General features: G+C 60.4%; 18 protein-coding genes. 2 read left to right on the top strand and 16 right to left on the bottom strand.

The annotated features are described in order from the left end of the window. Positions 1-68: 68 nt before the first annotated feature. The 7 genes from PSN43_RS10395 to PSN43_RS10365 all read right to left on the bottom strand — a co-directional run bounded on the left by PSN43_RS10395 (position 69) and on the right by PSN43_RS10365 (position 10,049). Entirely contained in the window at positions 69-2,393 is a 2,325-nt protein-coding gene (locus tag PSN43_RS10395; RefSeq protein ID WP_272700656.1) for a methyl-accepting chemotaxis protein, read from the bottom strand. A gap of 153 nt (positions 2,394-2,546) precedes the next feature. Further along, the gene (gene mtnA / locus PSN43_RS10390) at positions 2,547-3,587 is read right to left on the bottom strand and encodes an S-methyl-5-thioribose-1-phosphate isomerase (RefSeq protein WP_272700655.1); all 1,041 of its coding nucleotides are present in this window, start codon (positions 3,585-3,587) and stop codon (positions 2,547-2,549) included. Between the two features lie 294 nt (positions 3,588-3,881). Next, positions 3,882-5,315, bottom strand: a complete 1,434-nt coding sequence (gene gatB / locus PSN43_RS10385) for an Asp-tRNA(Asn)/Glu-tRNA(Gln) amidotransferase subunit GatB (protein ID WP_272700654.1) — start codon at positions 5,313-5,315, stop codon at positions 3,882-3,884. Positions 5,316-5,324: 9 nt separating this feature from the next. Then, a complete protein-coding gene (locus PSN43_RS10380; protein WP_272700653.1) occupies positions 5,325-5,969 on the bottom strand; it encodes a DUF4254 domain-containing protein in 645 nt (214 codons plus the stop codon). Beyond that, positions 5,962-7,407 (bottom strand): MltA domain-containing protein, encoded by a 1,446-nt coding sequence (locus tag PSN43_RS10375; protein WP_272700652.1) that lies wholly within the window; start codon positions 7,405-7,407, stop codon positions 5,962-5,964. The genes PSN43_RS10380 and PSN43_RS10375 overlap by 8 nt, the downstream gene beginning before the upstream one ends. Positions 7,408-7,431: 24 nt before the next feature. After that, on the bottom strand, positions 7,432-9,195 hold the full coding sequence (locus tag PSN43_RS10370) for a hypothetical protein (protein WP_272700651.1): 1,764 nt from the start codon (positions 9,193-9,195) through the stop codon (positions 7,432-7,434). 2 nt (positions 9,196-9,197) lie between these two features. Continuing rightward, complete coding sequence (locus tag PSN43_RS10365; RefSeq protein WP_272700650.1) at positions 9,198-10,049, bottom strand: NAD(+)/NADH kinase; 852 nt, start codon at positions 10,047-10,049, stop codon at positions 9,198-9,200. Between the two features lie 165 nt (positions 10,050-10,214). On the opposite strand from PSN43_RS10365, the gene PSN43_RS10360 reads away from it, so the two are divergent. Beyond that, complete coding sequence (locus tag PSN43_RS10360; RefSeq protein WP_272700649.1) at positions 10,215-10,625, top strand: DVU0524 family FlgM-associated protein; 411 nt, start codon at positions 10,215-10,217, stop codon at positions 10,623-10,625. Between the two features lie 27 nt (positions 10,626-10,652). Next, positions 10,653-10,961 (top strand): flagellar biosynthesis anti-sigma factor FlgM, encoded by a 309-nt coding sequence (flgM, locus tag PSN43_RS10355; protein ID WP_272700648.1) that lies wholly within the window; start codon positions 10,653-10,655, stop codon positions 10,959-10,961. 24 nt (positions 10,962-10,985) lie between these two features. Here the strand turns inward: flgM and fliW are convergent, their stop codons facing one another. The 9 genes from fliW to flgA form a co-directional block, all read right to left on the bottom strand. Then, positions 10,986-11,405: a flagellar assembly protein FliW gene (gene fliW / locus PSN43_RS10350; RefSeq protein ID WP_272700647.1), complete on the bottom strand. Its 420-nt coding sequence runs from the start codon at positions 11,403-11,405 to the stop codon at positions 10,986-10,988. Continuing rightward, positions 11,405-11,647 carry a carbon storage regulator CsrA gene (gene csrA, locus PSN43_RS10345; protein WP_207262444.1) on the bottom strand — a complete coding sequence of 81 codons (243 nt, stop codon included), beginning with the start codon at positions 11,645-11,647 and terminating at the stop codon, positions 11,405-11,407. The genes fliW and csrA overlap by 1 nt, the downstream gene beginning before the upstream one ends. A 100-nt stretch (positions 11,648-11,747) precedes the next feature. After that, complete coding sequence (gene flgL / locus PSN43_RS10340; RefSeq protein WP_272700646.1) at positions 11,748-13,409, bottom strand: flagellar hook-associated protein FlgL; 1,662 nt, start codon at positions 13,407-13,409, stop codon at positions 11,748-11,750. 14 nt (positions 13,410-13,423) lie between these two features. Next, complete coding sequence (flgK, locus tag PSN43_RS10335; RefSeq protein WP_272700645.1) at positions 13,424-15,559, bottom strand: flagellar hook-associated protein FlgK; 2,136 nt, start codon at positions 15,557-15,559, stop codon at positions 13,424-13,426. Beyond that, the gene (flgN, locus tag PSN43_RS10330) at positions 15,559-16,038 is read right to left on the bottom strand and encodes a flagellar export chaperone FlgN (RefSeq protein WP_272700644.1); all 480 of its coding nucleotides are present in this window, start codon (positions 16,036-16,038) and stop codon (positions 15,559-15,561) included. The genes flgK and flgN overlap by 1 nt, the downstream gene beginning before the upstream one ends. 78 nt (positions 16,039-16,116) lie before the next feature. Then, entirely contained in the window at positions 16,117-16,854 is a 738-nt protein-coding gene (locus tag PSN43_RS10325) for a rod-binding protein (protein ID WP_272700643.1), read from the bottom strand. A 1-nt stretch (position 16,855) separates the two neighbouring features. Further along, positions 16,856-18,013, bottom strand: a complete 1,158-nt coding sequence (locus PSN43_RS10320) for a flagellar basal body P-ring protein FlgI (protein WP_272700642.1) — start codon at positions 18,011-18,013, stop codon at positions 16,856-16,858. A 46-nt stretch (positions 18,014-18,059) separates the two neighbouring features. Next, the gene (locus tag PSN43_RS10315) at positions 18,060-18,755 is read right to left on the bottom strand and encodes a flagellar basal body L-ring protein FlgH (protein ID WP_272700641.1); all 696 of its coding nucleotides are present in this window, start codon (positions 18,753-18,755) and stop codon (positions 18,060-18,062) included. A 15-nt stretch (positions 18,756-18,770) separates the two neighbouring features. Continuing rightward, positions 18,771-19,769: a flagellar basal body P-ring formation chaperone FlgA gene (gene flgA, locus PSN43_RS10310; protein ID WP_272700640.1), complete on the bottom strand. Its 999-nt coding sequence runs from the start codon at positions 19,767-19,769 to the stop codon at positions 18,771-18,773. Positions 19,770-19,784 lie beyond the last annotated feature (15 nt).

Below are 19,784 nucleotides of genomic sequence, written 5' to 3'. Positions count from 1 at the left end.
CCATGAGCGGGAAGCGCGGGGTTACCTTATCCTCAATCGAATGTCGAGTCCATTGTTGCCGGGTCGGGTTAATCCGTGACGGCCATATCCTCGATAACAGTGTTGAGCCGGACGGCCATGGCGGCCACTTCCTGGATGGCCTGATTGGCCTCCTGCATGACCTGATACGTGTCCATGGAGATATTGTTGATCTCGTCCGTGGCCCGGTTGATCTCATCGCTGGTGGCGGATTGCTCCTCCGCGGCCGTGGCGATGATCCGCACCTGGTCCGAGGCGGTCGCCACGCGGCCGACAATCTCAAGCAGCACATTACCCGACTCGCGGGCCAGCTCGGTGCTGCGCTCGACGGCCTGAGCCGCCTGCTGGGTAGCTCCGATGTTGCGCCCGGTCATGTCCTGAATGCGGCGGATCGCCTCACCCACCTCGCTGGTGGCGGCCATGGTCTTCTCGGCCAGCTTGCGGACCTCGTCCGCGACCACGGCGAAGCCCCGTCCGGCGTCCCCGGCCCGGGCCGCCTCAATGGCCGCATTGAGCGCCAAAAGGTTGGTCTGGTCCGCAATGTCCGTGATGACGCCGAGCACGTTGCCTATATCTTCGGCCTCGGACCCGAGTCCCTCCATGGAGAGCCTGAGTTCCTCGGTCCGCGTCTGCACCTCGCCCACGGCCTCGATAACCTGGTCGACCATCTTCTGACCGTGCTGCGCATCGGTCTTGGCCTGTTCCGCGTCCTCGGACGCCTGGCTCGCATTGCGGGCCACATCAAGCACCGAGGCGTTCATTTCCTCCATGGCCGAAGCTGTCTCGCCCGCCCGAGCGCGCTGGTTTTCAGACCCACGCTTGCCCTCTTCCATCTGGGCCGAAAGCTCTTCGGCCGCACTGGACAGGGACAGGGAAATCTCCCGGGCCTGCCCGGCCGCCACGGAGATGCGCTCATTCTGCGCCTCAATGACCTTCTGCTGGCCCCGAATCTCGGTCACATCGAACCAGATGGTCAGCGAGCCGAGCAATTGGCCGTCCATATCGTAAAACGGCGTGGAGATTATCCGAACGTTGAGGGTCGCGCCGTCGACACGCTCGTACTCCACTTCGTCATCCAACTGTTTCTGCTGCTCCACAGCCCGGTCGGACAAGGTCACCTTGTCGGAATCCCCGAAAAAGAACGCACCTGGCTTCACCCCGGCGTAACTCTCGGGCGGATCGTTGCGTTTGAGCAGGTCGCACATCTGTCGGTTGACCCACAGCACGGTATGGTCCCCGCCCACCAGGGCGCACGGCAAAGCTATTCCCGCCAACACTCCCTCGGAAAAGCCGAGCTTGGTCTTGAGTTCGTGGACCATGGCTTCGATCTGTTCCGCCAAGGATCGGAACTCGAACTTGTATCGCCCTTCAAGCTGCGCCTGCAGGTCACCGCCGGCCACCTTGGACGCGAAATCGAGAATATTCTTTACCGGGGAAATGATGATCCTGCGCACGGCGAAGATCAACATGCCCACCAGCAGCACGCCCAGGACCACACCGGCCACCGCCAGCTTGTTGCGCTGGTTGTGCGCCGCGGCGGCCAGATCGTCCTCGTAGGCGCTCATGACCACGGTCCAGCCGGTCCTTTCCAGGGTGTCGAAAACCATGTACTTCCGGCGGCCTTCCCAAAGGTAGTTTGTCTCGCCTTTTTTCACCGCCAACGCGGTCTGCGCGAAATCCTGCTTTGAAAGATCCTCCAGATGCAGGTCCTTGTTCGTCGCATGGGCGATTATCCGCCCCTTATGGTCGAGGATGAACGCATACCCGCTGCCCGCCACGCGGAAGGGGTCGATGAACTTGGAGGTGAAGTTCCCCCACTTGGGGAACAGCCCCACTCCGCCCACGATCCGGCCCTCTTGGTCCCGGACCGCGCCGGCCGCGGCAAAGATGAGAATCCCGCCGCCGCTCTTGGAGATGAGGATGTCATTGGACAAATAGCGGTCGGCCTTGCCCGAAAGAACGGCCTTGGCATACTCCCGGGAACTTCGATCCGCGCCGACAAGGTCCTGCATCTTGGCATTGTACCCTGCGACCACTTGCCCATTCCTGTCGAAGACGAAGGCGGCCCAATAATTGTCGGATGAGGACAGGAGATCCTTGAACAGCAGGGAGGCGGGCAAGGCGTCCCGCCCCTCCAGGGCGTCGACAACAACCTGCTGCGAAGCGAGCATGTGGGCCATCTCGTCAGTCTGGGCGATGTAGTTGTCCAATGCGGCCATGGTCTGCGCGACCATGTTGCCCATGGATTCCTTACCTTCATTGAAAACGGTTCGCCTGGTGTCGTGGTTGACCCAAAGCACAGCCTCCAGTATCGCAACCGCCATGCTGGAGGAGATCAACAGAGCGATGGCAGTATTCACACTTTTCATCTTCATGGAAAATCCATCCTTGAATCTGTATGTTGGTCTATGACCAATATAGATACCTCAATTGAATTGTGTCAATCAGAACAAGAAAATCCTTTAACAAAACCCAAAAAGCGGAGCCGCAACACGACTCCGCTTCAATATTACATTCACCAACACGAATTATTTCCCAAACAGCTTCCGGATAGCCTCGTCGTACGGCGGATAAAGAACACCTTTTTCTGTAACGATGCCCGTTATCAGATCATTAGGTGTGGGATCAAAGGCCAGATTGTAGACCTCAACCCCTTCCGGCGGGATGCGATGATCGCCGATATGCGTCACTTCACGCGGATCGCGGTCCTCGATGGGGACATCGTCCCCGGTGGGAGTCTCGATATCGATGGTGTACACCGGTGCGGCGACATAAAACGGAATGTTGAACCTTTTCGCAATGATGGCCACTCCAAAGGTTCCAATCTTGTTCACCGCGTCGCCGTTGGCCGTGATCCGGTCCGCGCCGACCACGACCTTGTCCACCAGACCGCGCTTCATGAGGAGCGCGCAGGCGTTGTCGCAGGCCACCTTCACCGGGATGCCGTCCTTGTGTAGTTCATACGCGGTCAGCCGCGCGCCTTGCAAAAACGGCCTGGTCTCATTGGCGATGACCGAGACCTTTTTGCCCTGGTCGATGGCTCCCCGAATCACGCCCAGCGCCGTGCCGTACCCGGCCGTGGCCAGAGCGCCCGCATTGCAATGAGTCATGACGGTGTCGCCGTCGTCGATGAGTTCGCCGCCGAACTTGCCGATCAGCTCGCACATTTCGATGTCGCCGGCGTGAATCTCCTTGGCGCGCGCAAGCCAGACGCCGAGCAGATCTTCAAGGGAAATATCGCCCGCCTCGTCCCAAAGACGGCGCATCTCGCGCACGGCCCAACGCAGGTTTACCGCCGTGGGCCTGGCGTTGTGGATTTGGTCCAGCTTGGCCGAAAGGTTCGCCTTCCAGTCGCCGTCCATTCCCTGCACCTCGCGTCCTGCCAGATAGCAGCCATAGGCCGCCGTCACGCCGATGGCGGGCGCGCCGCGTACCACCATGACCACCAGAGCATAGCAGATGTCGTCCGTGGTCTTGCACTCGAACCAGTCCTCCCGATTGGGCAGGTATCGCTGGTCAAGCAGGATCAAGGCGTCTTTTTCGGGAGAATACTGAATGTGTTCGGTCATTTTTGTTTGCCTCCGGCGGCCAGAGGGGAAACTTTTGGAAAAGTTTCCCCTCTGGACTCCCCTTCAAAACTTTTTATTGCGGCGCAGGCGGTATCGGGGTCAACGCGACTCCTCGTATGCGCCGGACGGTGCGGAGAACGCACTTTTGTCCTCAAGGTAAGAGCACGGAGAACGCACCCCCACGTCGCCAGTAAATAAAACCGCTCCCCTCCGTACTTCCCGGCGACGTGACGCCGAACAGTTTAGGAAGAGGGCTGAGGGAACCCCTTCTCAAAAGGATTCCCCCAGTCTTCCTTACGAAAGTTTCTTATTGAACAACTGCGTGACCACGCCGGGGTTGGCCTGGCCCTTGGAGAGCCGCATGACCTGGCCCATGAAGAAGCCCATGAGTTTCGTCTTGCCGCCCTTGAAGGCCTCGACCTCTTCGGGATGCTCGCTGATGACCTTGTCCACCATGGCTTCGAGCTCCGAGGTGTCGGACATCTGGACCAGCCCCTTGGACTTGACGTATTCGGCCGGGTCGTCGCCTGACATGCACAGATCGCGGAAAATATCCTTGCCGATCTTGACCGAAATGGTCCCGTCATCCACGAGACCCAGCAGCTCGGCCAGCTTTTCCGGGGTGAGCTTCACCTCGCAGGCCTCGACCGTATTCTCATGGCAGAACGGCAGCAGATCACCCACGACCCAGTTGGCGGCTTTCTTGACGTCGCCCGGGTAGGCCTTGGCCGCAGCCTCGAAGTAATCGGCCACGGCGAGGTCGTTGGTAATCAGGGCCGCATCGTAATCGGCCAGATCGTACTCGGCCATGAACCGCTCGCGCTTGGCGGAAGGCAACTCGGGCAATTCGGAACGCCACGCGTCGATCCAGGCCTGATCCAGCACCAGAGGCACCAAATCCGGGTCCGGGAAATACCGGTAGTCGTGAGCCTCCTCCTTGCCGCGCATGGAATGGGTGGTGCCCTTGTCCACGTTATACAGCCGGGTCTCCTGGACCACCTCTTCGCCGTCCTCGACGAGATCGGTCTGGCGTTCCACTTCGTACTCGATGGCCTTCTGAATGTGCTTGAAGGAGTTGAGGTTTTTCAACTCCGCACGGGTGCCGAACTCTTCCTGGCCGTAGGGGCGAATGGAAACGTTGGCGTCGCAGCGAAAGCTGCCCTCCTCCATGTTGCCGTCGCAGATGCCGAGATAAAGGAGCACGGAGCGCAGTTCCTTGAGATAGGCCACGGCCTCCTCTGCGGAGCGCATGTCCGGCTCGGAGACGATCTCTATGAGCGGCACGCCGGTTCGGTTGAGATCAACGAAACTGGCGTTGTCGGCGGCGGAGTGAATGTTCTTGCCCGCGTCCTCTTCCATGTGAATCCGGGTCAGGCCCACACGCTTCTTCTTGCCGTCCACCTCGATATCCACATGGCCGTGCTCGCAGATGGGCAGCTCGAACTGGGAAATCTGGTATCCCTTGGGCAGGTCGGGGTAGAAATAATTCTTGCGCGCGAACACGGACTTGAGATTGATCTCGCAGTTGGTGGCCAGACCGGCCTTGACCGCGTACTCGACAACCTTCTCGTTGAGCACGGGCAATACGCCGGGCATACCGGAGCAGACCGCGCAGACGTTCTCGTTGGGATCGTTTCCGAACTTGGTGGAGCAGGAACAGAAAATCTTGCTCTTGGTTTTCAACTGGGCATGGACTTCCAGGCCGATGACGGTTTCATACCGGGACATGGGGCTCCCCTATTTCTTGTTTCCGTAGAGTTCCGGGTTCAGCTTCGGGTCGTTGTACATCTTGAACTGAAAATAGACCTTGGGCTTTTTGGTCCCGGCGAAATATTCGTCGATCAACTCAAGAACGGCCCGCTCCAGATCGGCGTGCTGGCGTTTCAGCACGCCCACCTTGCTGTCGCACTGGCGGATATGTTCGGCCTCAACGTCCTTGCGCGAACACTGTTCCTTCATGTGGTATATCTTGAGCGACTGGATGGACAGCCTGTCCATGGCCGCTCCGACGGTCTCGGTATTGTAGCGCTCGGGCGCGTCTTCGGGCAGCAGCGGCGTAATCATGGAGACAAGACACCCATCCACCCGCTCGATCAGGTCGTTGCGCTTCTGGTTCAGCTTGTCGATGGCGTATTTGCAGTCCGCAATGACGCCGGCGTCCACATCCTTACGGCGGGCGCGGTCCTCGACATGCCAGAGTTGGAAATTGCACCAGTGCTGGCGTGCGACCAGCTCGCGCAGGCCCGGCAGGCCGCCCAGATCGTCGGCGGGATCGCCCTCGTACACGGGCTCGCCGAAATGCCAATCCACAACGGACCGAAGCTGGTGAGCCACGGCGTCCCGAATGGTGTTCTTGATGGAATCTTGTGTGATGTCAGCCATTGATAAGTGCTTCTTTGCTTATAAGGAGATAAACGGTGGCCTCGGTCTTGATATTGCTGGCGATGGGCGCCACCGCGTTGCCCTCGCCTATGTAGTAATCCACGCGGGACCCCTGGATGGCCGTGCCGGTATCCTGGGCCAGCCCGATCCCCGCGACCTTGCGCTTGCCCGTTGGGCGGCCGTCCCGGGCCTCGGGAATCTCGGCCTCGAAGGCCAGAAGGCTGCCGAGCGGCAGGAGCTTTCGGTCTGTAGCCAGTGAAACCATCGGCGTCAACGGCTTTCCAATGGTGCCTTCGGGCGGCGAATCCTCCAAACGGAAGAAAACGTAGCTCCGATTCTCGGCCATCAGCTCAAACATCTGTTCGGGATGCTTGGCGAAATATTTTTTCACATCTTCCTTGGCCAACCGCCCGTCGGGCAGAAGACCACGGGAATGGAGGATACGGCCCAGGCTCCGAAAGCCGTGGCCGTTCTTGGCGCCATACAGCACGTTGCGGGTGGTCCCGTCCGGGAGCCGAAGGCGTCCGCACCCCTCCACCTGCATGTAAAAGACGTCCACGGGGTCCTTGGCCCAGGCGATCTCCAGTCCGCGCCCGTCCAGGACCTTGCGCACATCCATGTCGCCCCGACGGTAATAAGGCAGGACCTGCCCCCTCTCCACCCGATAGAACTGGCTGCGCCCGCGCACCGGGCCGAAGCGCAGGTCGCCGGGCACGCCGTAGATGGGGAACTCGTAGCCCGGCCGCCGGGTGAGGCTGGCCTCGATCTCAGGGGTATAGTAGCCGGTCATGAGCGGCTTCTGACGCATACCGTACCAGACGAACCGCTCGGCCAACAGGTCGGGATCGGCGTCCAGAAGCGGCAACAGGTCGAGGAATTCCTCCAGCGACCGCACGACCTGCCCCCAAGTGAGCGACATGCCGGGACGCGCCAAGGCGGGCTTGTCCGCAGGCATGTTCAGGGCATATTCAAGGCTGCGCTGAACCGGGTCCTCCAAGGCTTTCCATGAGTCCAGTCCCTGGCTGCGGATGTCCAGACGGGCCATGTTCTGCGCGCCCTCGACGTTGGACAGCGGAAAGAACATGTCGCAGGCGGGAATGGCCAGAGGCTCGCGCACGGGCCGCAGAGTCAGCCGACCGACAGACCGTGAGCGGCTCAGTCCGGGCGTCCCCGCGAAATCAGATGCTTCGGCGCTGTCCCCGGCCCTGGAATCGGCGTCGCCGACAGCAACGGGCGCACCCGCGTCCTCGGAGGCGTCCGCCGACGCTCCCGGATCGGGGGCCTCGGCCTTCCTTTCCATTGAGGAAACGTCCGGGCGGGGGCCGAAGATCGGACCGGACCGCACGCAGGACAGGAGCGCGGCCAGGCAGGCCGCAGCCAACAGGAGACGCGCCGCCTTCCAAAGGGGCTTTCGGGTATCGGTGAAAAATTGCAGCATGAGGCTCCGGGCCGTTTCGCGTTCCTATCCGCACGAGTCGATGGCCACGTCGCAGAACTTGCCCACCCCGTACTCCCTCCGCCGGAAGAATTTCTCGGGGTTGGGTCCGATAATCTGCAACTCAGGGTGGGACCTCTGCACATCCAGGGCTATGTGCATCTCCTTGGTGCAGCCCGTGGAGTATGTGGAGTCCTTCCCGGTCCAGACCGGAGGCACCTTGCGGCCCATCAGCTCGAAGCTCTTTTCAATATCGAAATACGTCTGGAAACGCCAGACATTGATGTACCCGCTACGCTGGACCTTCTCCCACATGAACATCAGGTCGTCGGCGTCCATGCCCTCCTCGAAGTGCTCTCCGGGATTGATGATGTACGCGTCGTCAAGCTGGTTGCGCAGGTGGTTGACGAAGGTGGTGATGACCTCGATGGCCGCCTGCGTCTGGCCCGGCACGGAGCCGATGATCCCGGAGTAGAACATGACCGTCTTGCCCTGCGCCCTGGCCAGACGCATTTCACGGATGATCTCATCGGCCTTGCCTGCTATATACTGCTCGGAAAAGGTCCGCACCCGGTCGGGCTTGGCCCGGAAGTGGACGTGGAATTCGCCCTCCTCATCCCTGTAGAAATTGACGATGTCGCGGGTGAATTCGTGGGAATTGAGGATAAGCCGGTCATACAAATCCTCGCCTTTGGCCAGAATGAGATCGCATTCCTTCCAGGCGCGGGCGAAAGTCACCGACATCCGATAGGGATTGAACTTCTCGCGGGTGCCATCGGATATGACGATAAAGGGATGGCGGGCCATGATGTTCAGAAGCTCGTTTTTGGACAGCTTGTCCTCGCTGACGAAATGCGCGCCTTCGAAGGCTTTGGCCAGCTCCAGGTCCGTATCGCGGTCCCAGAAGGTGGGATGGTCGAAATAGAACCCTTCCTTCAGCGCCATGACCACGCGATGCCCAAGCCTGAGAAGGGCCTTGACCACCTTGAGATCGAACAGGATGCCGCCCGCCCTGTTGGGCAGGTAGAGGATGCGGTGCCGCTGCTCTCCGTCCTTGCCCAGGTACTCGAACATGGGATCAAGGAGATGGGACCCCTCACGCACTTCCTCGGCCAGCCCCGAAGCGCGCAGCCCGTCCAGGGAAAACATCTCAGGGTTCCAGTGGTCCGTGAAGGTGGCGATACGCATAAGCCGCTCGATCTCCAGCCTGTCCAGCAGAGAACGGAGGTCGTCGGTCCTGCCCTTCAGATCGCCCGCAGGCGGGCTCGCGTGGACCATTTCATCGAATTCCCCGCTTCCGACCATCTCGGCGGCCCGCCGGTTCAACCCCCTGCGGATGTGCAGATAGGGATCGTCGATCCCGGACTGGGTCATGAAAATGGTGATGAACCATTTCATCAACCGCGAGGGCATGAGGATGGGCGAAGCCAAGACCATGCGAAACTTGTGTCTGGCGAGCTGGATGAACCGTCTGGCCAGCTTCCTGTCCGTGCAGAAATCCCGGGAAAGATGAATGAACCGCTTCCACTGCTCGATGTACCGCTGCAACAGCCTATCCGGCAGCCGCTGATTCAGGAGCATGAAGAACATCCAGTCCGAACACGGGGCGTAAAACTCCCCCTCCCTCAGGGCGATCATGAAGCGAAGCTGCTCGCCCGACGCGTTCTTGAGCGGGTCGATGGTATATTCCAGATGATTTTCCGACATGAAATGGAGCAGCAGCGCGTCCAGTGCGGGGTCCTGTCCGTATTTGATATCAAGGACCGAATCGTACTTCTTGGCCAAACCCATGTTCACCTCTCGGTCAGGAAACCATGTTTCTTCAGTTTCTCGAAATACGCGACCGGGCCCAGGTCCACCACCAGGAGATCGGCGTCGGATTTCTTCACCGTCACCACGTCGCCCGGCCCGAGCCTGACCACGGACTGGCCGTCCTCGGTCAGGCTGACCTCGCCGACCGGATCCTCCACGCACACGGAAATTTTCCCCTCAGCGGGGAAAACCATGGGCTTGAAGCTGTTCAGGAAAGGACAGACGGGGGTCACGCAGAAGGCCGACAGCCCGGCATGAACCAAGGGACCGCCCGCCGACGCGCCGTATGCGGAGGAACCGGAGGGCGTGGACACGATGAGCCCGTCAGCCCGCAGGGCGGAAATATCTATGCCGTCGTAGGCCACGCCGAGACGGATGAGCCGAGCCAGGTCCCCCCGGCTGACGACCAGGTCGTTGACCGCCAGCCCGGAATGAACCACTTCGCCGCCACGCGACACCGTATAGTCCAGAACCAGCCGCCGCGTGGCCCTGAAGCCTTCTTGCAGAACCCGCGTCAACCAGGGACGCCAATGGTCCCGTTCGAGTTGGGTCAAAAAGCCCACTCGGCCGAGGTTCACGCCCATGAGCGGAGCATTGAGGCGCAAGAGCCTGCGGGCAGCGCCGATGAAGGTGCCGTCGCCCCCCAGGATAACTGCCAGGTCGAAGGGACCGGTCACGTCCGTTTCGTCGCCGCACGAATCCGGGCTGTGCTCGCAGGTCTCGAACGCCACCCCCCTTTCGGCAAGGAACCCGGCCATGGCGGCACGAACGGCTTCGGCTGCTGCGTCCCCCGGCTTGGTCACTATGAGCATTTTTCTTATGGAACGGTTCATGGTGGTTATTTTTTAGTTAAATTTGGAAAAACATTCAACCTTTTTCCATTTAATCAACGCTCCGCCCTCTCCGGCTTGACCGGCTTGTCTGGATTTTTTTTCGCTTTCCCCCTAAAGTTTTTTTTCACGGAGACGATCGTATCATTCAAGGAAAGGGAAAATACCGTGAATGCATCGTCCGCCAATGTTCGAAATATGCTGCGCACCTATGGGAAGCAGCTCACGAACGCCAAACGCCTAGCGCGTTTCAGGCAGGCGATGGGCGGTATGGAGCCCCCGGACGATATAGCCAGGCAGGCCAAACGCCGGGAACTGGTGCAGCGAATCGCTCATGAGGTCATTGAAAACCTGATCGTCAACTCCGATCGTTCCCCGGTGGTCCGGGCCGTTCTGGAACAGCTTGAACATGAATTCGGCTGCCGGTACGTCTTCGAATACCCCCTCGACGGAGGCGACGTTCAGATAATCAGGGAGACGCCCCAGGGGCCGCAGGAAGTCGATGGTTCCGAAAGGAACAGGGTTCTGCGGAGCCTGTGGGAAATAGCATTGTCAAAGGTGGATGGCACCATGCTTTGATAGTCCCGTCCCCACGGGAGGTACAACATGGTTATTAGAAATATTGTAGGGGACCAGAACCCTTACGCAAACAAGAAGATCGACAGGCCGGAAGCCAAGGAAGTCCGCAGCGCCCGGCAGGACGCGAAGACGTCCGAGGAAACCGCCGACCGCGTGGTTCTCTCTTCCGAGGCCCGGTTGCGGGGCGCCGCCCTGCAAACCGCGAAGGAAGCGCCGGATGTCCGCCGCGAAAAGGTGGACCAGCTCAAGCGCCAGGTCCAGGACGGGACCTATATGCCCGACCTGAAAAAGGCCGCCGCGAATCTCATTCGCGACGACCTCGATCTTCTGGTTTAGCAACAGAGGGGTTCGCCCCGGGGTTCAGGACCCGATCGGGCGGAAGTGCGTGGGATAGCCCGCTTCCGTCTGAGGAATCTGAAGACCTATCCTCGTCTCCGTGTTGATGACAATCGGCCCCTGGAGATTGAGGGTGGTGTCTTCCGGTTTGTCCTGCGGAATGGTCACCGTCACCAGGATGGCCAATTGGCGGATGTTCTCCACCTTCAGGGCCTTGCGCTCCGGGTTCTCTATCTTCACGTCATAGTCGTCGAGAAAGCTGTAGGGGTCGGCCACCAGCAATCCGAGTCCCGGGTCGGAGATGCACTGCAACAGCAGAAACGGCGAATCCCCTTCCCTCACGGGAAGCAGCGTGAACTCGCGCTTGTCCTCAAGTCCGACCAGACCGCGGGGAAAGTAGAGGATCGAGTCGGTGCTTATCACCCGCTCGCCCAGCCGAGTCATTATTTTTTGCGTTCTTTCTTTTGCCATAGCGCCGCCGCCGCGAGCAGGTCCTGCTGGTTGATTTCCAGCGCCTGCCGGTTCTGTTCCTTGATCTTCAAGTAGACCTCCTCCCGATAGACGGTCATGTCTTCGGGCACGTCCAGGCCGATCTTTATCTGCTTCCCCTGAACACTCAGGATCTTCAGCTTGATATTGTCGCCCAGATAGAGGCTTTCTCCCGGTCTCCGGGTTAAAATCAACATGTCGTTACCAAGTGTTTCCTTCGGCTTGTCCGACGTTCTCGGAGTACGTCCTGCCGACTACATGAGGTCCATCCGCAAGTAAAGGGCATCGCTTCATCAATTAGATAAATTTAGAAAGATTGAGCTGCATTATCATCGAGGTGGAACGCAACACGGCCTCGTAGACGAGCTTCTGCTGGGCCAGGTCGGTCATCAGCTCGGTCACGTCCGCGTCCTCGATGGAACTGAGAAGCGTCTGCTCGTTGAGCTTGAGACCGTCCACGATGGTCGAACTGATGGACAGGCGGTTTTCCCTTCCTCCCACCTCGGCCACGGCGTTCATTATGTGTTCCTGCGCTTCCACCAGATTGGCCAGGGACTGCTGCACGCCGGTCTGGTTGTTGGTCTCGGTGAAGGCGACGAGATTGCCCATGACCTCGAACAGGTTCTTGGAATACTCGTCATCGCCCTGAATGGTCAGGGCCATGTTCGCGCCCCCCGAGTGGAACACGCGATCGGAGTTCAGGGAACCCAAAGTGAGGATGGAGCCGTTGGACGCCAGCACGGCATCCGGGTCCATGTAGATGCCGCCGAAAATGTCCTTGCCGACGTTGTTGACCTGGACCTGCTCACTCGACGAGACGTCCAGATTAATGGCGGCGGTACGCGGGCGGATGATGAACTGCTGTCCCGGACGCAATATGTTGGAGCCGTCGGAGGTCAGCGTCAGGATACCGCCGTTGGCCACGCTGAGCACGGTCTCTCCGGCCGAGGAATCGGCCTGGGCCACATTGCCGGTCACCCAGTTGATGCCGCCGTCCAGACTGTATGAATACTGGATGTCCTCGTTCATCGCCACGTCCGACTGGTTGTCGATGCGAACGGTCACGTTGGAATCCAGGAATGAACCCGACGCCTCGGCCCTGATCTGGTTCGTTCCCGGCCCAAGGGCATCCACCAGGGGCGGGGCGTCCTCGTCGTCGCCGACATATTGCGCCGAAGGCCGAATCCACATCCAGGTACCGTCGGAAGTCGACTCGTCCTCAGGATCGTTGACCTTGACGGTGGCGTCTCCGTGAAAAGTCACGCTGGTGCCGCTCTCGGGCAAAGCCAATGTTCCCTCTCCGCCGTTGAACGTCATGGAGCCGTCCAGCCAGGTGCGTCCGCCATCCGTGGAATAGCGCACGCCCAGATTGGGGTCCGAAAGGTTCATGTCGCCACCCACGGGCGTGGCTCCCGTGGTATCGTAATACTGTACCAACACCGTGGAGTTCGAGGAGCCGTTGACGGTGAACTCCGCGTTGCGGCCGAAGTTGTCGTCGTTGGTGGTCAGCCACATGATTTGCTTGAAGGCGGGGCCGTCGGTCTTGTGCCCGCCGAAAATGGAATTGCCTTCAAAGTCGGAGTTGGCCAGGCCGACCAACTGCTCGAACAGGGAGCGCATCTCGTAGCTGATCTGCTCGCGGTTGTTATCGTCCACGGTGCCGGTGGCCGCCTGAGTGGCCAATTCCTTGGCCCTGGTCAGGATGGTCGAGACCTGCATGAGCGCTTCGTCCGCGCTGCCCAGCCACCCCTTGGCCGTGGAAATATTCTCCGAATACTGGTCAAGCGAGCGCAACGTGTCGCGATGATCGAGAATGCGGGTCATGCCGGTAGGATCGTCGCTCGGCTTGTTGATAGCCTTCTGCGTCTGAGCCTTGACGTTGAGGTCCACAAGCGAGGTCAGGGACGAGTTCAGGTTGTACACGTACCTGTTGAAGAGCATTTGTTGTGATACACGCATGGCCTATTCCCCGCCTACGGTTTGAGCGACAGGATTGTTTGAAGCATTTCGTCCGCCGTGGTGATGAGCTTGGCCGCCGCCGTGTAGGAAGCCTGGTACTTGATGAGATCGCTCATCTCTTCGTCCAGGTTGACGCCTGAAATCTGCTGTTGCCGCTCATCCAGGTCGTTGGCCAAAGCCTGATAGAAACTCTGGTTGAACTGGGCGCGGTTGGTATCCGTACCCACGTTGCCCACGATGCCGTTGTAATAATCGAGAATGGTCTGCGACGTAGTCCCCTCCATGGCCGTGGACATGGTCACGTTGACCTCGCGCAACCCGTACATGGCCAAGGCAGTGGTGTTGTCGCCGGGATTCATCTCACCCGCGCCGTTCACATGCCCCGTCGCCAGATAGTCCAGGTCTCCGGAAATCTTTTCGTTGACGGCCATGGAACTGGCGTCGCTCCCCTTGAAGAACGTGTTCAACCCCAACGCCGCGTACAGCCCCGCCGAGTCAGTGCCGAAGGAGAAGGTGTAGCCCTCCTCGGCTTCCAACTGGAGCTTGTTGTTGACGATGGTCGCATTGAGCGTTCCCGCGTAGGTCCTGTTGAAGGCGTCGCGCACGTCCTCCAGGGTATGCACGGCCGGATTGAAGGTCGCCCCGCTGCCGTCGAAATCCAGGGCTGCGGCGGAAACCTGCAACCCGGTGGACTCGTTGTAGATATGCATGAAGGAGCTGCCCGACTGAAGCCGGTCGCCAAAGGCCAGCCCGGTGGAATCGCTGGCCAGAGCCTTGTTCACGTAATCCACCTGATACGTGCCGTCGGCCGAGGTGAACGCCTGTAGGCCCGCGCCCTGGCTGTGCCTGCGGTTGGTCTCCCAGACAACGGATTCGGACAATTCGTCGAGCTTGGACCGATACTTGCCCACGTAGTTGTCCCGGAAGGACAAAAGCGCGGCGATGCTGCCGCCCGTGAGCCGCTGGGAATTCGACTCGCCGTTGAAATGGAGCTGCGGGGTTATCTCCTCGGCGTGGGAGGTGTTCTGCACCCAATACAACCCCTGGTGCGGGCTGATGACGAAACGGTCGCCGTCCACAAAGGAACCCGAAGGCGAACCCTGGGCGTCATCCGCGGAGCCGAACCAAATTTGAAGCCCTTCGATGTTGACGCGGTCGTCGTACTCGCGGGCATTGAAATACCGCACCTTGCCCGCTTCGTCCTTGAGCCATGTCACGCCGCCATCCAGGGAAACCTTGAACTTGGCCGCGTTCGCGCCGGACCCGACCTGCCCCACCGGATCGCCCGCATTGGAAGCCACGAACTCGATGGTGTATTCGTAGTCGTCGTTGCCGTCGAAATACACGTTGCCCTCGAACCCGGAATCGGGCCGCAGGTCTTCGGTCTTGGCCGGAGCCCGGAACTCCAGCGAAAAGGAGCTTTCCCCATCCACCAAAGTCTGTCCGGAACCGGTCAGGACGGTAAAATTGCCACCGCCGTTGTCGATGGTACTGATGTCCACCAACTCGGCCAGGGCGCGAACTTTCCGCGCCCGCTCGTCGAACAGGGCGTTGGCGTTGTTTTGGCCTTCGATATGGTGGACCTGGATTTCCCGGTTCAGGTCGGCGATATCGCTCATCAGCGAATTAGCCTCGGACACCTGCGAAGCCACCTCGCCGTTGATCCGCTCCTGCATCAAGGAAAGATTGGTGTCCACCGCCTTGAGGGTGGTGATGAGCGTCGCCGCGTCGTTGACCACGGTCTGGCGCGCGCCGTAGTTGTCCGGCCGCTGGGCCACTTCGTTCCACGAATTGAAATATTGGGACAAGGCGTCGCTCACCCCGGTGCCGCTCGACTCGTTGAGCAGATTCTCCACGCCCTTGAGCTGCTCCCAGAGGTTGCCCCACATGTTGCTCAGGGAAGACTGCCCCAGGTACATGGACTCGACCATCTCGTCGAAATGCCGGACAACCTCCTGAGCGACCACGCCCGTGCCGAGCTGGCCCGGGGAATAGTCGATGTAATTTCCCTCACGAAGGAGCACCGAACGACGCGAATACCCTTCGGTATTCACGTTCGAAATGTTCTCGCCCGTGACCTGCAACTGGACCTGCGAGGCGAACAGGGCCCACCGGCCCATATCGAGAATGGAATTGGCGCCGAAGGACATTACAGCCTCCCGCTCAACAGACGCGCGTCATTGATGCCCTTGGCGAACCGGCCGGACCGGCCGTATGCCGTGGTGGACTTGGGCTTGATCTGATTGTGCATGAAATTGAGCAGGCCTTTGCTCTGATCGAACAGGGCCATGGCCATCTGCTGATTCTTGGCCGCCTGCACGCCGCACTTCTGCTCCGCCGCGTCGAGACGTCCCAGCAATTCGCGAAGGGAATCGGCCTGCTCGCGCTCCAGGCCGGGGAAGAGATCCCTGACCCGCTTGGCCGACGGCTCAAGCGCGATCACCATGCGGCGAAGAGAGCTGCGTTCGGCCACGATCTGGCGCATGAGTTCCTGAATGGACAACTCCACCTGGGAAACGGACTGGGGCTTGAGCTGGGTGAGGCGGGAAAATTCTTCCTCCAACAGAAGGAGCATGAGCAGCATGGCCTTGTTCTGCCGGACCAAATTTTCCTCTATCAGACGGATCATACTGCTACCTCGACACTCTTAATCTTCTGTATTTTCTAAACAAATCTTAACCTAGTCCCAATTGGCACTCCCAGAACCTCACCCTATTTCTGCAAGTTTCCGGCCAATTCCCGCTTCCCCGTCGGCAGCCTCGGTTTCATAACCGATCCGCCGTCCGCTCACCCTTCCGCCCACAACGTCCGCGTCGGTGCGCCGGGCCTCAAGCCTACGGGCCAACTCCTCCAGACGGGCCTTGACCTCCACATCGCTCAGGACTCGCCCGGCGGGTGCGGACTCTTCCGCTTTTCCCGTGGCGGCGGCTGAAACCGTTCCCTTGGAGTTTACGACCTCCGCGCTGCCGCCCCAATCCTCCAGGGTCATGCCTTTGGCGCGATTCAGGGCGATGGCGCTCCCGGACCGCTCGAGAGGAATGGGCCCGGCCTTGACCGGAGCGACATCCACCCCGCCGGACAAGGTGTCATGGCTGGCCTCCTTGAGCTTGCGGCTGAGCTGATCGAAAATCATGTCCGCCAGCCCGATGCCGCCCGCCTCGGCCATCTTCTCCGAGAAATCCCGGTTGAACATGGACATGTAGGAGTCCTCCTGCTTGGAATGCAGGTATCCTTCCTTGGGCACGGACTGCTTCATCTGCTCCCAGAGCTTGCCGATGAAAACCGCTTCAAAATTCTGGCACGCCTTCTTGAGCTTGGCCGCCTTGTCCGGCTCGCCGCCGGACAAATTCTTCCGAAGCCCCTCCATTTCGGATTTGAACCGGTCCAAGTCCTTGGCGTCGGCCACGCTCGCGGCCAGCCTGGGGTCCATGGTGCTGTCTATCATGCTAGATCACCTCCACTTCGGCATGCAGGGAGCCTGCCGCCTTGAGAGTGCGAATGATTGAAATGAGGTCGCGCGGAGTGGCACCGATGGAATTCAGGCCGTCCACCAGCTCCTGAAGAGTTGCGCCCTCCATGAGCATGAGCTGGTTGTTCTGCTCCAGAACCTGGATGTCGGTCTGCGGAGTGACCACGGTCTCGCCATCGGAAAAAGGACCGGGCTGGCTGACCTGCTCCGTCTCGGAAACCACGATCTGAAGGTTGCCGTGCGCGACGGCCACGCGGCTCAAGCGTACATCCTGCCCCAGGACCACGGTGCCGGTTTTCTCATCCACCACGACCTTGGCCTTGCCGTCGGGAGAAATATCCAGGTTCTCCAGGGAAGCCATAAGCGGGACCATGTTGCCCCGGAACCTGTCCGGCAATTCCAGATCAATGGTCGAAATATCCTTGGCCCGCGCGAACTGGCCGCCCATGCTGGCGTTGATCTTGTTGACCACCTGCATGGTGGTCCCGAAATCGCGCACATCCAGGTTCACGGTCATGTGGTCCTGGTTATTGAACTGGAACGGCACTCCGCGCTCCACCACGGCTCCGTTGGGAATGCGACCCACGGTGGGTATATTCTTCTGCGCGTCAGCCGCCTCGCCGCCCACGGTGAAACCGCCGATGGTCAGAGACCCCTGCCCCACGGCATAGACCCGCCCGTCCAGCCCCTTGAGAGGGGTAACGAGCAGGACCCCGCCGAGCAGGGACTTGGCGTCGCCCAGGGAGGACACCGTGACGTCGAGATTCGAGCCGGGCTTGGCCGAAACGGGCATCTTGGCCGTAACCATGACCGCGGCCACGTTCTTGGGCTTGAGGTCGTCGGGATTGGTCTCCACGCCCATTTTTTCCAGCATGTTGGACATGGATCGCATGGTGAACGTGCTGGAAGTGCCGTCGCCGGTTCCGGCGAGACCGACCACCAGGCCGTAGCCCACCAACTCGTTGGTCCGGACCCCGCTGAAGGATGCTATATCCTTGAGCCGGGCCGCCCGGGCCTCGACCGGGGCGAGCACGGCCGCCAGGTACAGGACGAGCAGGACGAACAAAGCCGCCAGGACAAGCGTCCTGGTCGCTTCGCGGCAGTCCACGGGGTTGGTGCGTTCATTCAGGGTCATGACGTTCACTCCTCAAACCTCTTCAATGCGTTATCCAGCCGTCGGGCTAGAAGGGAAAAATGTTGTCCAGAATACGCGACAGCCAACCGGGACGCTGCTTATCCGCCAGTACGCCCTGCCCGTATATCTCGATCTGGGCCTCGGCCAGGCTGGTGGACGGGACCGTATTTCCCGAAGAGATGTCGCGCTGACGGATCAGGCCGCGCACCACCAGGAACTGGGTCTCGTTGTTGACCCGGATGCGGCGGGCGCCCTCGACCTGTAGGATATTGCCGGGCAGTCTGCGCACGATGCGCGTAGCCACGGTGGCCTCGAACTCGGATTCCTGCTTGGTCTCGCCGTTGCCTTCGAATTCGGAGGACTGGTTGGCCTTGATTCCGACTCCCGCCCTGGCCCCCAGGGTATCGGCCAGGGGGATGCCCCCGATGAGGCCGGTGGAAGGCATGGCCGTGACCGACGTGTTGATGTCGTTGGACTTATCAGCCTTGGTTTCGGACTTGATCTTGGTGGAAGCCGATTCCTCGACCTGAACCAGGACAATGTCGCCCACGCGGCTGGCGCGGTTGTCGTCATACAGGAATTCCGATCTGTTGGAGTCGTACAGCGACCCCGGATTGGAGGCCGGATTCTGCTCCTCGTAGGCGGGCGGCGTGAGCACGGGCATGGGCTCGTCCTGATATTTGGGCGCGCAGCCCGCGGCCAGCAGGATGGAGGCCATTACCATAATGAAATAGCGTCTCATGACGTTGCTCCTTGTCTACCTGACGACCACGGTTTCACTATCGACCACCGTAGCCAGAATGATCTTGTTGCTCTGCGTATTGCGGACCTCAACCTGCTGGCCCGCGCCCGCCTCGCCCATGGCCTCGGCCTTGATGGACAAACGTATGCCCCGGCCGTTGTAGACCAGATTGACCATCTCGCCCCGCTCGATGAGCGGAACCGGCTCCAGGTGGGACCGGGTGAAGACCTGTCCGCGCCCCAGGGTCCGGGCCATGCGCCACGGTCCGCCGGTGCCGTCCCAGACGTCGCGGTTGTAGGCCAGGTTCATGCGGCGGAAGGAAACGTTGTTGGAGGTCACCCGCTCGTTCCGGTTCAAGGGCCGGGCGGCGACGGGAACGGCCTTCCACACGTCGGCGAAGATCACGGCCGACCGGCGGGAAACCACCTTGCCGTCCGGAGTCACTCCGCACAGCATGATGTCGTTGCGGCCGGGTTTGAGATCATCCTTCATGTCGATGACGAGCCGGTCGTAGTCATTCGGGAAAAAAATGTGGTTCGGCATCTGAAGATTGCTGAACTGCACCTCGCCGCCAAGCCCCTTGGCCTTGGGCGTCAAAAAGGCGACGATCCGGGACGACAGTTCCGCGGAATCCACAGCACGGCCGCCGGTCTGCACGGTCAGTTGGCTCGGCAGGGCCAGGTTGCCCGCCTTTTCCCCCATGTAATATTCGAGAATCTGCCTGAGCTTGTCCCTGGGCACGGTGACGACATGGCCGAGTCGGTCCGAGGCCTTCCAGAGTTTGACGGTCGACAGGGTCGGCCACTGGCGTTGCGCCTCGCTGTCCACCGGGTCCGCTATCTCGCCCAAAAGGACATCCGGTCCCTTGACGCAGGCCACGCTTCTGACCAGCCCCTTCCACCGGTCGCCTTCGGCCGATCCGGCCGGAACCGACGCGGCCAGCAGTACGACGGCCAGGCACGCCGCCAGGACATACCGAACTCCCCCGGCGCTACGACTCCGCTTCTTCCACATAAATACGAACCTGCC

The organism is Desulfovibrio sp. Fe33, assembly GCF_028532725.1.
Lineage (GTDB): Bacteria > Desulfobacterota > Desulfovibrionia > Desulfovibrionales > Desulfovibrionaceae > Pseudodesulfovibrio.
Note: the sequence above shows the minus strand (reverse complement) of the source record. Positions and strands in the feature narration are given on the sequence as shown.